12 protein-coding genes are annotated in these 12,751 nt (G+C 60.5%); 3 read left to right on the forward strand and 9 right to left on the reverse strand.

Translation table 11 applies throughout. The annotated features are described in order from the left end of the window. The first annotated feature begins 58 nt into the window (after positions 1–58). The 3 genes from JFU57_RS29955 (at position 59) to JFU57_RS29965 (ending at position 4,100) form a co-directional block, all read left to right on the forward strand. The gene (locus tag JFU57_RS29955) at positions 59–568 is read left to right on the forward strand and encodes a sigma-70 family RNA polymerase sigma factor (protein WP_201131756.1); all 510 of its coding nucleotides are present in this window, start codon (positions 59–61) and stop codon (positions 566–568) included. After that, positions 565–1,548 carry a DUF4880 domain-containing protein gene (locus JFU57_RS29960; RefSeq protein WP_201131757.1) on the forward strand — a complete coding sequence of 328 codons (984 nt, stop codon included), beginning with the start codon at positions 565–567 and terminating at the stop codon, positions 1,546–1,548. Before JFU57_RS29955 ends, JFU57_RS29960 begins: the two co-directional genes overlap by 4 nt. 134 nt (positions 1,549–1,682) lie before the next feature. Beyond that, positions 1,683–4,100, forward strand: a complete 2,418-nt coding sequence (locus JFU57_RS29965) for a TonB-dependent siderophore receptor (RefSeq protein WP_201131758.1) — start codon at positions 1,683–1,685, stop codon at positions 4,098–4,100. Between the two features lie 809 nt (positions 4,101–4,909). Here JFU57_RS29965 and JFU57_RS29970 read toward each other — a convergent pair. The 9 genes from JFU57_RS29970 to JFU57_RS30010 all read right to left on the reverse strand — a co-directional run bounded on the left by JFU57_RS29970 (position 4,910) and on the right by JFU57_RS30010 (position 12,686). Continuing rightward, positions 4,910–5,437 carry a fimbrial protein gene (locus JFU57_RS29970; RefSeq protein ID WP_201131759.1) on the reverse strand — a complete coding sequence of 176 codons (528 nt, stop codon included), beginning with the start codon at positions 5,435–5,437 and terminating at the stop codon, positions 4,910–4,912. Between the two features lie 8 nt (positions 5,438–5,445). Continuing rightward, a complete protein-coding gene (locus tag JFU57_RS29975) occupies positions 5,446–5,940 on the reverse strand; it encodes a fimbrial protein (protein WP_201131760.1) in 495 nt (164 codons plus the stop codon). Further along, a complete protein-coding gene (locus JFU57_RS29980) occupies positions 5,937–6,401 on the reverse strand; it encodes a fimbrial protein (protein ID WP_201131761.1) in 465 nt (154 codons plus the stop codon). Before JFU57_RS29980 ends, JFU57_RS29975 begins: the two co-directional genes overlap by 4 nt. Before the next feature lie 31 nt (positions 6,402–6,432). Continuing rightward, a complete protein-coding gene (locus tag JFU57_RS29985) occupies positions 6,433–7,011 on the reverse strand; it encodes a fimbrial protein (RefSeq protein WP_201131762.1) in 579 nt (192 codons plus the stop codon). A gap of 35 nt (positions 7,012–7,046) precedes the next feature. Then, on the reverse strand, positions 7,047–7,802 hold the full coding sequence (locus JFU57_RS29990) for a fimbria/pilus periplasmic chaperone (RefSeq protein WP_201131763.1): 756 nt from the start codon (positions 7,800–7,802) through the stop codon (positions 7,047–7,049). A gap of 22 nt (positions 7,803–7,824) precedes the next feature. Further along, entirely contained in the window at positions 7,825–10,311 is a 2,487-nt protein-coding gene (locus JFU57_RS29995) for an outer membrane usher protein (RefSeq protein ID WP_201131764.1), read from the reverse strand. Positions 10,312–10,352: 41 nt separating this feature from the next. Beyond that, positions 10,353–10,907: a fimbrial protein gene (locus JFU57_RS30000; RefSeq protein ID WP_201131765.1), complete on the reverse strand. Its 555-nt coding sequence runs from the start codon at positions 10,905–10,907 to the stop codon at positions 10,353–10,355. 71 nt (positions 10,908–10,978) lie between these two features. Further along, positions 10,979–11,533, reverse strand: coding sequence for a fimbrial protein (locus JFU57_RS30005; RefSeq protein WP_201131766.1), 555 nt, complete (start codon positions 11,531–11,533; stop codon positions 10,979–10,981). A 529-nt stretch (positions 11,534–12,062) separates the two neighbouring features. After that, positions 12,063–12,686, reverse strand: coding sequence for an NIPSNAP family protein (locus JFU57_RS30010; RefSeq protein WP_201131767.1), 624 nt, complete (start codon positions 12,684–12,686; stop codon positions 12,063–12,065). Positions 12,687–12,751 lie beyond the last annotated feature (65 nt).

Raw genomic sequence — 12,751 nt, forward strand, 5'->3', positions numbered from 1 at the left:
ATGAGAAGCATTACCATAAACGCCATTGTCGCTCGCGCTGGTCATGGAATCTTCTTCAATGCTGTCCACCCCTTCCCTGCATCGCGTCGTCGGTGAGCTGTACGCCCAGCACCATAGTTGGGTGGTGCAGTTGCTGCGGCGCAAACTCGGTAATCAGGATCAGGCCCTGGACCTGGCCCAAGACACCTTTGTGCGGATCCTGCGCAGTGAGCAGGTGCCGCTGCTGCGTGAGCCCCGGGCCTACCTCAATACCGTGGCCAGCCGTTTGTGCGGGCAGTACTTCCGGCGCCAGGCCCTGGAGCGGGCGTACCTGGAATCCCTGGCGGCGCTGGAGCCGCAGTACCTGCCCTCGCCGGAAACCCGATTGCTGGTGCTTGAAGCCCTGGACGCCGTGGGCCAGGTGCTCGACGGCCTGGGCGCGCGGGTGCGCGAAGTGTTTTTGCTGTCGCAGCTGGACGGCCTGACCTACCCGCAGATTGCCGAGCGCCTGGACCTGAGCGTCAACGTGGTGCAGAAAGCCATGCTCAAGGCCTTCCGCCATTGCTACACGGCGGTCTACGAAGCATGAAACCCTTCCCGTCGCTGGACCCTCGGCAACGCCTCGATCCGCAGGTGGTGGAGCAGGCGATGCTATGGATTGTGGCCCTGCAATCGGGCACCAGCGACGCATCGGAACACGCCGCCTGCCTGGCCTGGCGCCGCCTGGATGCGCAACACGAACTGGCCTGGCAACGGCTGGCCGGGCTCGGCCATGGCCTGCGCGAGAGCGTCGGGCCCTTGCCGGCCGCCGGCGCACGCAAGCTGCTCCAGGCACGCGGGGCCAGCTCGCGGCGCAACGTGCTCAAGGGCCTGGCCGGCCTGGGCGTGGTGGCGATGGGCGGGCTCAGTGTGCGCGAGCGCCTGTTGTTGCCGGAGCTGTTCAGCGACTACCGCACCGCCACCGGCGAACGCCGCGACCTGCAATTGGCCGCCGATGTGCGCCTGCAACTGGACACCCACACCGCCCTCGATATCCGCGGCGACGCTGCCCAGCGCGAAGTGCTGTTGAGCCTGGGCCGGCTGCTGCTGGAGGTCGGTGCCGGCACCCCGCTCAGGGTCCGTACCGAAGATGGCTGGGTACACCCGGCGCCCCTGTCGAAGTTGATGATCAGCCTCGCCGAGGGCAACCCGTCAGGCACCCGGGTCCAGGTGCTGCTGGGCAGCGCAGCGATCAGCCCTCGCCAGGGCACCAGCGTGCAACTGGCGGCGGGCCGGCAATTGCTGTTCGACCCGCACGCTGCTGGCCCCAGCGAGGACCTGCCGGCGTCCGCCTCGGCCTGGACCCGTGGCCTGCTGATCGCCGAGCGCATGCCTCTGGGCCAGGTGGTGGCTGAACTCAACCGTTACCGCAGCGGCGTCTTGCGTTGCGACCCGGCGGTGGCGGCGCTGCCGGTCTCCGGCTCGCTCTCCCTCGACCTACCCGATGCCAGCCTCGATCTGCTGGCCCGCACCCTGCCGATTCGCATCCAGCGTGTGCTCGGTTACTGGGCCAGCGTGGTGCCGGCCTGAGCACCTGCCCCCGATCCGAGGCGCAAAACTTTTTTCACCCCGGGCGGCAGTTTTTTCGTTCTCACGCATCAAGACCAGGGAAGACGCTGAAAAACAGCGCATCGCCTTCCCTTCTCAACCTATGGACAGTCTTTATGCACAGCCGCCTCACCCCGCTTGCCGGCGCCCTGCGCCTGGTCCTGTTCGGCCTCTCCCTCGGTGGCGTCAGCCACAGTGCACTGGCGGCCGACAGCAGCGCCCAGCACCAGCCCCAGGCCTATGACATCCCGGCCGGCAGCCTGGACCAGGTGCTGGGCGCCTTCGGCCAGCAATCCGGGGCGATGATCGCCGCCGATTCGGCACTGACCCAGGGCCTGCACAGTGCCGGCCTCAAAGGCCGGATGGACGTGACCCAAGGCCTGGAGCGGCTGCTCGCGCCACTGGGCTTGGCCGCCGTGGCCGATGGCGCCGGCTACCGCGTGCAGCCGCGCCCGGCAGCCAGCGGCACGGCCCTGGAACTGGGGGTGACCAACGTCGGCGCCAACCAGTTGGGGACCATCACCGAAGGCACCGGCTCCTACACCCCGGGCACCATCGCCACCGCCACGCGCCTGGTGCTGACCCCGCGTGAAACCCCGCAGTCGATCTCGGTGGTCACGCGCCAGGTCATGGATGACTTTGGCCTGAACTCGATCGATGACGTGATGCGCCACACCCCGGGCGTCACCGTCAGCACCTACGACAGCGACCGCACCAGCTTCAATTCCCGGGGTTTTGCGATCAAGAACTTCCAGTACGACGGCATCCCGACCCTGCAGGATGCGTCCTACTCCGCCGGGCAGACCCAGACCGACATGGCGATCTATGACCGCATCGAAGTCCTCAAGGGTGCGCCGGGCCTGCTGGCCGGCGCTGGCGGCCCGGGCGGGGTGATCAACCTGATCCGTAAAAAGCCGACCGACGAGCTCAAGGCCAGCGTACAGCTGGGCGCCGGTTCCTGGGACAGCTACAGCGCGCAGCTGGATGTCGGCGGGCCGCTGACCGACAGCGGCAATGTCCGCGGCCGCGCAGTGGCGGTGCAACGCGACAAGCACTCGTTCATGGACCACTACGAGCGCAAGACCAGCGTCTACTACGGCATTCTCGAAGTCGACCTGGACCCCGACACCCTGCTGACCCTGGGCGCCGACTACCAGGACAACGACCCCAAGGGCTCCAGCTGGTCCGGCAGCGCCTCGCTGTATGACAGCAAGGGCGAGCCCATCAGCACCCCGCGCTCCTACAACAACGGCGCCAATTTCAGTGGCTGGGCCCAGTACACCCGCACCGCCTTCGCCACCCTGGAACACAGCTTTGAAAACGGCTGGGTCGCCAAGGGCCAATACAACCACCAGATCAACGGCTACCACGCGCCCATGGGCAACCTGATGTCGCCCAACGCCAGCACCGGCCAAGCCTCGCTGCTGTCGCGCAAATTCACCGGCGAAACCGTCAGCGACAGCGGCGACCTGTACGTCAGCGGCCCCTTCAGCCTGCTCGGCCGCGAACACCAGTTGGTGGTGGGCAGCTCAGTGTCCAAGGCGGACTGGACCGGCAAGAACTACACCGACGCCATTCAGGTCGACAACAGCTACGACTACTACAACTGGGACGGCAACGGCCGTGTGCCGGACTGGGGCAAGGTCAGCCAGGTCAACGACGAAACCACGCGCCAGAGCGCCGGTTACGTCGCCGCACGCTTCAGCCTGGCGGACGACCTGTCGCTGCTGCTCGGCACCCGGGTCGCCAACTTCCAGGTCACCGGCAACACCGACCTGCAACAGAGCGGCAAGGTCGTGCCTTACGCCGGCCTGGTGTACGACCTCAACGACAATTTCTCGGCCTATACCAGCTACACCGAAATCTTCCTTCCGCAAAACTCCCGCGACCGCAACAACAAGATGCTGCGGCCCAACGAAGGCAAGAACTATGAAGTCGGGATCAAGGGCGAATTCTTCGGCGGCCGCCTGAATTCGAGCCTGGCCTACTTTGAAGTGCACGAAAAAAACCGTGCCGTCCCGGACGAGGCCTATAACGCCAACCCCGACTACAGCGTCATCGACTACGCCGAGATGGGCATCACCTCCAAGACCAAGGGCTACGAAGCGGAAATCTCCGGCGAACTGGCCCCCGGCTGGCAACTGCAAGGCGGCTACACCCACAAGGTCAGCCGTGATGAAAGCGGGGCCAAGGTCGGCACCTCCGAGCCCGAGGACCAACTGAGCCTTTACACCTCCTACAAACTCGGCGGCAGCCTCGACAAGCTGACCCTCGGCGGCGGCACCCGCTGGCAGGGCGAATCCTGGCGCGTGCTGACCAACTACTCGAAAAACGGCGCCAAGGAAAAATTCTCCCAGGACCCGTACTGGCTAGTGGACCTGATGGCACGCTATCAACTGACCGACAACCTCTCGGCCACCCTCAACCTCAACAATGCCTTCGACAAGAAGTACCTGACCAACATCGGTTTCTTCAACGCCGCCTACTACGGCGACCCGCGCAACCTGATGCTCACCACCCGCTGGGACTTCTGACCCCGCCCGCCCCGCGCCGTCCCAAACGGCGCGGGCGCACCTTTCTCGCTACTTGCCGCTGCAAGGGCCCAGGTCAGGAAAAACGGACATGTAAAACGTGCCAGGTACATGCCATTGGTACCCACAGAACGTTCAATGGCACTTTAATTTGGCGATACGGTGATTACGGTAGACCCGGAAAAAGAACCTGGGGCGACAGCCCGTCTTGTTTTTAAAGTCGAGGAGATGTTGATGGGCGTATTCATATGGGCGGCTTTTAAAGGGGCGCAGTGGGTAATAGGCACACTGGCAAGACTGGTTCCAAGGTACAATGCGATGCAAACCTAATTATATGAAAAGCCATCAACCAGCGCCGACGTATTAAAGGGCATATTGTATTCCCCTCGATTATTAAGCTGATGAAGTATCATGCCCATCGTCATCACGACATCGGGGATGTAGATTAATATGCCAACTACCAAGATTCGAATATGATTGCGGCACCGAATCAAAAAGCCTTCGCAGTTATAACGCACCCAGTGCCAAAGTCCGTATCACCGTAAAAAGTGCGCTTGGGGTCTTCAGTCGACCAACCACTGACCGTGTAGAAATACCTTATCACCCGCTCCCTCGTTTTCACTCGAGGTCACGACTATATTTGGGGCTGAATGTGCTTGCGTTAGAACCCCAAACAACAATATGGCCAAAACAATGCAAAGCTCATACGAACAACCTGCCATTGACAACATGTTTTACATATTGCCTTCAATTAACAGTAATACTTCACGTAGACATTGATCCCGGTCAGGACCTCAATCACTTCACCGAGCCTACTCATAACTAATCGTGAAGTTTAGAACCGCATGAAACGCACCCAGACCAATACTTCTTTCTGCCAACGCCTTGGGCTCCCCCTGCAGGTAAGCATTGAAACCTATCAAGTTGTCGCCCTTGACCAGGGTTCCCATGTCATGGGTCTTGTTTAACGCCAGGAGCTTGCCGCCCGCCGTTTCCAGCCCTACCAACAGACCCTGGACATCGGGCACCAGCAGCCCCGGCGGGTCGCTGCTTTCGGTCCCCCCGCTGAAGGTGATGTTGACCTTGCTTTTTCCCGTGCCCAGTTGGCAGTTTTGCAGGCGCAAGGTAATGGCCTTCCCCGCGGTACGACCATTGAGGTAAAGCGTCTTGTCGACCACGCTTTGGAAGTCCAGTTCGAGCAGTTCGTCTTCCACTGCGAGCACACAAGGCTCATTCACCAACGTACCGGAAAAGTACAGGTTGTCTTCCACTGCCGCTGCCGCGGGTAACCACAGGCTGGCAGCCATCCAGAGGCTCAGGTTCAGGGTGCGCTTGCCCATAAATGCTCCTAATAGAACTCGGCCAGCAACAGCGCCGAAGCGGTGAAGTCAATGCTGGGTAGATCGCTGTCGGTAAGCTTGACGGGCACGGCCTCCAGCAACGGCACGGCGTTCGGGATGATCTGAATATATCGAGGCACGTTGGGAATCAGCTCCGCGCCCCCGAGCAATACCTTGATTCCCAGATCCGCCACCGAGGATCGCAACGCCTTGGGCTCGAACACGGCAGGATTGCCCTTGAGGGTCAGGCGCATGCGCCAGGAGCTGCCGGTGTCGGCACCCGGGCAGTTGATTTGGTAAGGGATTGACTTGCGATAGTGCTCGCCATCGATCCGGCTGATGGCGAGGTTGCCAAAACGCACATCGATCCGCGCACCCTTGTCACTGACGGTACAGGTGGGACGCGCCAGCAGGGTGCCGGTGAACTGCATGTTGTCGGCCATGCACGGCAGCGCCAGTGCAGCCAAAGACCAGGCGATCAACATTCGATAAAGGGTGTTCATCGGTACTCCACCACCATCGTTGCGCTGGCCGAGAAGCCGCCACTGACGATCTCGCTATTCTGGGCCCTTTTGATCAACACAGCTTGCAGCACCGGCTTCTTGCTGACGTCGAAGTCGGCCCAGGAATTGAGCGCAAACGCAGCGCCGTCTTTTTTCAAGGCAATACCGAGTTCGCTATTGCCCGGCACCGCCAACGAATCCCATAAAAACCAGGTCGGGTTACCACGAACCTGCATCCGTACTTCATTGGTCACCGCCCGTGAGCAATCAAGGGTGTAACCAATGGTGATGGTTTTGTAGCGGCCATCGATGTCGGCAATTTGCACGTCGCCAAAAGGCGCGGTAATCGGCCTGTCGTTGTTGATCACACAGGGAATACTCGCCATCACGGTGCCGCTGATCGTCACCGTCGTATCGGCAGCATTCGCTGACAACCCGTAGCCAAGCGCCACCACCATCATTGCAACTCTGCGGCTCGGCATTTTGCAGCCCTCAGTCATAAGTCAGGTTCACATTGAGACTGGCGCGAAAAGCGCCCGGGCGCAGCGCGGCGGCGGTGCGCTCGGGGCGAATGTAATAGGTCAACTGGTTGTCACCCGGCGAGACAAACCACACGGGGGCGGCTTGCCCCAGATGCAAGTTGTTGCCTCGTACATCCTGCACGCGCAGGCCGAAGCCACTGGCGCCCGCCACTTTGATCAGTTCCGGGGTGTCAGGATCGGACACCGCGCTGAAGGTCAGCGTGGCCACAGGCTCGCTGGCACTCCAGAGCAGCGTGCCAAGCCGCTCGTCCCGCCGACCTCCTTCGCTGCGTACGCAGTCCTGCAATTTCAGTTGCAGGGTCACGGGGCGACCCTGATCGCCGATTTGCGCGAGATTCGCGGTAGTTGATTGGCCTAGATCCAACGTCTGATGGCCAGAGCTTGTGTCCAGATAACAAGCGCTTTCATGCAAGCTGCCGATCACCTGAAACTCGGCCGTCTGCACCTCATTGCCAGCGGCCAGCGCCAAGGGTGAAACACATGCGCAGCAGAGCAAGGCGGCCAGACAGCCGCGGGTTCCAGGGATCATGGTTTCGACTCACGTGAAAAGGTCATGGCTCTAGGTCATTTGTTGGCAGCAACAGGGCTGGCCGTGCAGGTGCCCGCTACACAGCTGAACTGCAATAGCGGACGGCCGCCGTAGTCATTGACGTAGGTCAGCACCGGTTTCTCACCCAGCACCTTGGCGCTCAAGCCCAGATCCTGCTGAGCCTTGGGTGGAATCATCAGGGGCTTGAAGTCCGCCGGGCTGCCGGTCTTGAGGTCAGACGCGGCTTCGATCAGGGTGATGTAGTAAGGCGTCGGGTTGTTGACCTGATAGCGGTCACCCTGCCGGGTCAAGGTCAGTTTTTCCTGCCAGGGCGCTTCGCTCAGCCCCGACTTGGGCGCAATCGCCAAGGGGCGGTAGAACAGCTTGACCCGCGTCTGCAGGGCAATTTGCAAGGTGTTCGGCTTGTCGCTGCGTGGTGGAATTTCACGCAAGTTGAAGTAGAACAGCGACTCCCGGTCCTGGGGCAGATTGCTCAGTTCCGGCAGGCCCTGAATCTTCACCTGGCTGCTGGCGCCCGCTTCAAGGCGCTGGACAGGTGGCAGCACCACCATCGGGCTGGTGATTTTTTCTGCCTGCTCGTTTTCGATCCAGCCCTGCGCCAGATAAGGCAATTGGGTGTTCTGATTGCTGATGCTCAAGCTGACGGATTTTTCGCCGCCGGTGTAAATGACCCGGGTGCGGTCCAGGGAGACGGCGGCCTGACTAGTGTGTGTCAGGCACACGCCAAGCATGGCCAGGAACATCAGGGTGTAGCGTTTGAAGAACGTCATAGGGGGGTCCTGTGGCAAAGAATTAAGAGGCGGCGTTGTCCACGCCGCCAAGGGGCTGGCAAACCAGCTCCAGGGGTGATTCAGGTGAGTCGACCTTGTTGGGCAGGGTGAAACTGCAGCGCGCGCTGCCACCCCAGTTCAACGACATGGTTTCGCCGGGCTGCATGCCGCTCAGGTACGTCGATCCTTCTTCGCCGACAATCCCGGTGTCCTGACCGCGGCTGTTTTTGGCGGTTGCGCCAAAGGGCGGGGAGTCACGGTCAGCCATCAGAATGGTGACCATGCCCTTGTGGCCGGCGATGACATCGAAGCGACGATAACCAATGGCACCTTCGGTCAACGTGGCCTGGATTACGGATTGGGTCGCTTCCACATCGTCTGGCAATGCATCCAGGTCAATGCTGGTCTGGTTGCGGTAATAGCTGTTGACGTCGGTGATCACGGCCTTGCCGAACTGATTGGTATGGGTCACCCCGCTATTGCCGCGCACCGGCACGCCCGCCACGCCCTGGGTGTCGACGAGCAGCCGGGTGCCGCCCATTACGCTGTTGCGGTGCAGGGCTGCGCCCTTGCCGGTGACCGTCGCACCGCCTTGCACCGACAAACCGGCCGAGGTGTATTGGCCCGTCTGGTAACTGCCGCTGGCAACGACCTGGGCAAGGTCACCCTGGTGGGAGAAGAAACCACTGGCGGTTTCGCCGCTCGATGTCGTGCCGGCGCTGAGCATGTACTGGTTACGCTCGTCGAGGCTGTCGTAGTAGCTCATGGTTTGCGTGTTGTCGCCGCCACTGGCCGACGCGCTGTAGCTCACCGAGCCGGTGCCGCCCCACGGGATATTGACCGAGAGGTACGCACCATCATCGGAGACGCCATTGGAGGTGTTCTTGTAGGCGGTCAGCGAGACACTGAGGTTTTTCACACGGCCGACATCGAAGTAGCGCGACATGGACAGGCTGAAGCGATCGCTGGCCCGGCTGTCCCAGTAGGTCTGGTGGCCGTAGTTGAAATAGACACTCAGGTCCGCATCGCGAAACTGTTTGCTCACCGTCGCGGTGTACATATTCTTGCTCCGGTTCAGCGGCTGATCGCCGCGCCGGGCTTCAATGAACTCGTTCATGCTTATGTAGTTTTCTTCGGAGAATCGATAGCCGGCAAAGGTCACCTGGCTGTCGTACTCATCGAAACGCTTGGAGTAGCTGACACGGTAAGACTTGCCCGTCAGGGCACTGCTGCTGGCCGGTACGGTGGCGCGCGATTGGGTGACATCCACCGACAGCGCACCAAAGCTCATCAGGTCACGGCCTATGCCCACCGCCAGCGAGCCGTAGTCCTTGGCGCCCAGACCGCCGCCATACAGCGACCAGCCGTTACTCACCCCCCAGGAAAATTCACCCGTGGTGAAAACCGCGCCATCCAACTGATGCTCCCAGTCGGAAGGTTTGCCGCTGGCCAGCTTGTAACGCACAGACCCCGGACGCGTCAGATACGGGATGCTGGCGGTGTCGATCTTGAAGTCCTGGACACTGCCGTCCTGTTCTTCGACGCGCACCTCCAACTGGCCACTGACCGCATCGTTGAGGTCCTGGATACGAAAGGGCCCTGGCGGCACCTGGGTGTTGTACAGCACCCTGCCCATCTGGCTGATCACCACGCGAGCGTTAGTGCGGGCTACGCCGACGACCTCAGGGGCGTACCCCCGAAGGTTGGGTGGCAGCATGCTGTCGTTGCTGCTCAGGTTGACCCCGGTGTAGCGAAAGCTGCCGAACAGATCGGAGTCCAGATAGTCTTCGCCGAGGATCAGGCTTGAGCGCAAGGACGGTAAGGCGCGCAGCGCATAAAAGCGGCTCCAGGCGAATTGCTGCTGTGAAGCCTGGCCAGTGCTGCGTTGCATTTGCGATTGCCAGTCGCCACGCAGGCGCCAGGCATCCAGGTTGAAACCCAGCGTACCGTTGCCCGTCACGTTATCGCTGCGGCTGCCTTTGCGGTCGGTGGTCTGGGCGTTGATGTTGTAATCAAACAGCGCCCCGGTGATGCCATCGTCCCAGCGTGAAGGCGGGTCCCAATTCGGTGCGGTGTACTCCAGCTGGTCCTGCGGGACGCTCAGGTAAAGCCCCGAAGTCCCCAGATCACCACGGGCCTGCATGCCGGGAACACTGCCGAGATCCAGACAGGCGCCGTCGCGCCACCAGGTCAGTTTTTTGAGCGTCTGCTCTTTCAGACCCAGTTCACTGACCAGCAGCGGGGAAAGGCAGGCGAGACTGTTTTTCGGATCATCATCCGGGGCAATAAAAGCAACGGAGAATTCCGTGAGCGTATCGCGGTTGAGATGAACCATCAGCGTGTACTCTCCCGGCATGATGAAGTTCGCCGAAGCGAACACGCCAAGATCAAGGTTCTGACGATCCTTAAGGTCCAATACATCGGTATTGAATTGGAACTCCTGGGCAGCACTCGCCCACGTCGCCAAACAACACAATGTAGTGGCTGTCAGTACCTTACGGTGATCCACGCGAATACAATCCTTGATCGATTAACAGTCGACTCAGCCAGTTAGAAGTGCTGAATACTTAACTTTATAGTGGCGTGGTAGTTACCCGCCCGCAGGGAAGTTCCAGTACCTACAAGTTCCAGAAAATAATTAAGTGCCATGTCATCCGTGGAAAGAGCACTGTCGTCGAGTAACATGCCGGGGGTGATCAACTTTCCGCTGGCATTTTTTATCTGCAGTGCCACACCTTCGGCGGCCCCTTGAAGGCCAAAGTATTGGCCATTGCCGTCCCCTTCGAAGGACAACCTCAGCGCCCGCGAAGAAGAGCCATTGCCGCGCGTATTCAACGTGCCGCAACCGCTGAGGAGAATATTCAAAGGCTGTTTGAACGATGCATCGCCACGCACCAAACCGTGCAACGCTGCGGGTTGAAAGGTGACTGTCTGACCTTCATTGCCCACCTGCATGGCGCAGCCGGTTTCCACGATGCTTCCAGACATTTGCACACGCCCCCGTTGCGCCTGGGACGCTGGCGAATCGGCGGCACTCACGGGTGGACCCAACAGGCTTGAACACAGGAACAGGGGCAACAGAAGCAGCACAGTTGAACGACTCATCCACACCTCCGAAAACCCCCACGGAGTACGTATTGAATACGTACCCCGCGGCATCTCAGTAACGGAGCGAGTTATTGATAAGCGAGGGTGAAGTTGGCGAATGTCTCGAAGTCACCCGGGGTAATCTCAACGCCCTTGGCTGGCTCTTCGCCCACACCTGGAATGGTGTCACCTTGCAGATAAGCGTTGAACAACAGGAAGGTATCGCCATCAGACAGGGTTTGTACTGGCGATGCGCTGCCCAACTTGATCAGCGCACCTTTGTGGTCGGCAATGGCCAGGCTCGCGCCCTTGGCACTGCCTTGGATCGCCAACAAATCAGTGTTTTCCGCGGGTGAACCGGTGAAGGTCGCGGTGGCCGACTTCAGGGAACCGAGTTCACAGCCGCGCAGTTCGATTTTGAAAGGGGTCGGACTGGATTTGCCACCGTTCTTCAGCGCAACGTTGGCCACCTGGTTCATTTCAACGGTCTGGTACTGCGATTCTTGAGCAATAGAGCATGGCGCATCAATGATCGAGCCCTTGAAGGTAATAACGCCTTTACCCTGATCGGCAGCCATTGCACTAACAGAAGTTGCAGCAAGCGTAACTGCCATAATGGCGCCAGCCAATTTCTTAACGTTCATTTCATATTCCTAAAATTGATGTTGTCCATGAGGGTGCTCACCGGAACTCTCTCGAAGCTCAAGTATCGATTTACCGTTGAGCTGCAACAATCTTAGGAGGCAGGGGTGTAAAAGTGTGTAGGACGTTGCCGAGACCGCCGTAGGAAATTTCCGAGATCCCTAATGAGTGCCAATTACCTTTCATGGCAATGACCGACATTCACTTAACGTTCATCCGTATGGGCTCGTTAATCGGAATTGACACTTCGCACACGGCATTAAATACAGTCGAGAAGAGTTGATGCAGTGTTATCGCCAATGGACCAAACACACTCGTGCCGATTCTGCATAGACAAGACAAACCTGAAAGTCGGCAATGTATGTTCTCCAAAGACGGCAAAGAGGGGGTTCGGCGCCGCAGCGACTCTCAATCTTTGCTGCAGCCAGAATCGAAATACCTGGCCGCAGTTCTCTGCGGCCAAGGCCTGTGCAGGGCTGCCCGCACCAAGGTGGGCCCAAGCAGCGAGCACGCTATGGAGCCGCTAAAGCCTCACTGCAACGGCGAAAACGCCGCCGGCAAGTAAAGCGTGGAATGCATGTCGCGCAATTGCGGACCGGAGTTTTCCGGCGGCCAGACCCCGTCGCGCACCGCGCGGCTGCGCACTTCCAGGCGTTGTTCGAGGCTGGCGTAGGGCCAGATGTGCAGGTAGCGCGGGGTGCGGCCGTCGGTGGCGTAAAAGGCGGCGTACACCGCTGAATAGCCCTCGCCGGTGCGCGGACCGATGGCCTGGCGCCAGCCATCCAGGGTCGGTGTCAGGCCGGTGGGCACCAGGTCATATACCCGAAACTCGTAGAACGGCCCGTGGGCGCCGGCAGGCAAGGGTTCCAGGAACGGAAACAGGCTGTAGTTCTCGACCCGCATATCCGTGAGCCAGGGCGCTACGCCAAAGGCGTCGGCCGTGTGCAAATAGCGTTCGCGCTCGGCCTGGCGTGCGCGCTCGTCGACAAACCCGCGCAGCACCGCGATCTGGTTCAGCGGGCCGATCTCCGAGGCCCAGCAGCCCATCAATTGCACGCCCTCGGCGCATTCGCCCAGGCGCCCCTGCAACTGCTCCATGGCATGGCCGACAGTGCGCACGCGCAGGGTAAACGTGATCAGTTCATACAGCTTCATGACAACCTCTAGCGGCGTCCGAGGGCCTGCGCCAGCACCCGCGAACCTGGGTAAAGGCCGGCGCA

Origin of the sequence: Pseudomonas sp. TH07 (assembly GCF_016651285.1) — a bacterium.
Taxonomy (GTDB): Bacteria; Pseudomonadota; Gammaproteobacteria; order Pseudomonadales; family Pseudomonadaceae; genus Aquipseudomonas.

Bases quoted from the DNA above. Each gene is read 5' to 3' on its own strand.
- JFU57_RS29955 (WP_201131756.1), top strand. From the start codon at position 59: ATGCTGTCCACCCCTTCCCTGCATCGCGTCGTCGGTGAGCTGTACGCC.
- JFU57_RS29960 (WP_201131757.1), top strand. From the start codon at position 565: ATGAAACCCTTCCCGTCGCTGGACCCTCGGCAACGCCTCGATCCGCAG.
- JFU57_RS29965 (WP_201131758.1), top strand. From the start codon at position 1,683: ATGCACAGCCGCCTCACCCCGCTTGCCGGCGCCCTGCGCCTGGTCCTG.
- JFU57_RS29970 (WP_201131759.1), bottom strand. From the start codon at position 5,437: ATGGGCAAGCGCACCCTGAACCTGAGCCTCTGGATGGCTGCCAGCCTG.
- JFU57_RS29975 (WP_201131760.1), bottom strand. From the start codon at position 5,940: ATGAACACCCTTTATCGAATGTTGATCGCCTGGTCTTTGGCTGCACTG.
- JFU57_RS29980 (WP_201131761.1), bottom strand. From the start codon at position 6,401: ATGATGGTGGTGGCGCTTGGCTACGGGTTGTCAGCGAATGCTGCCGAT.
- JFU57_RS29985 (WP_201131762.1), bottom strand. From the start codon at position 7,011: ATGATCCCTGGAACCCGCGGCTGTCTGGCCGCCTTGCTCTGCTGCGCA.
- JFU57_RS29990 (WP_201131763.1), bottom strand. From the start codon at position 7,802: ATGACGTTCTTCAAACGCTACACCCTGATGTTCCTGGCCATGCTTGGC.
- JFU57_RS30000 (WP_201131765.1), bottom strand. From the start codon at position 10,907: ATGAGTCGTTCAACTGTGCTGCTTCTGTTGCCCCTGTTCCTGTGTTCA.
- JFU57_RS30005 (WP_201131766.1), bottom strand. From the start codon at position 11,533: ATGAACGTTAAGAAATTGGCTGGCGCCATTATGGCAGTTACGCTTGCT.
- JFU57_RS30010 (WP_201131767.1), bottom strand. From the start codon at position 12,686: ATGAAGCTGTATGAACTGATCACGTTTACCCTGCGCGTGCGCACTGTC.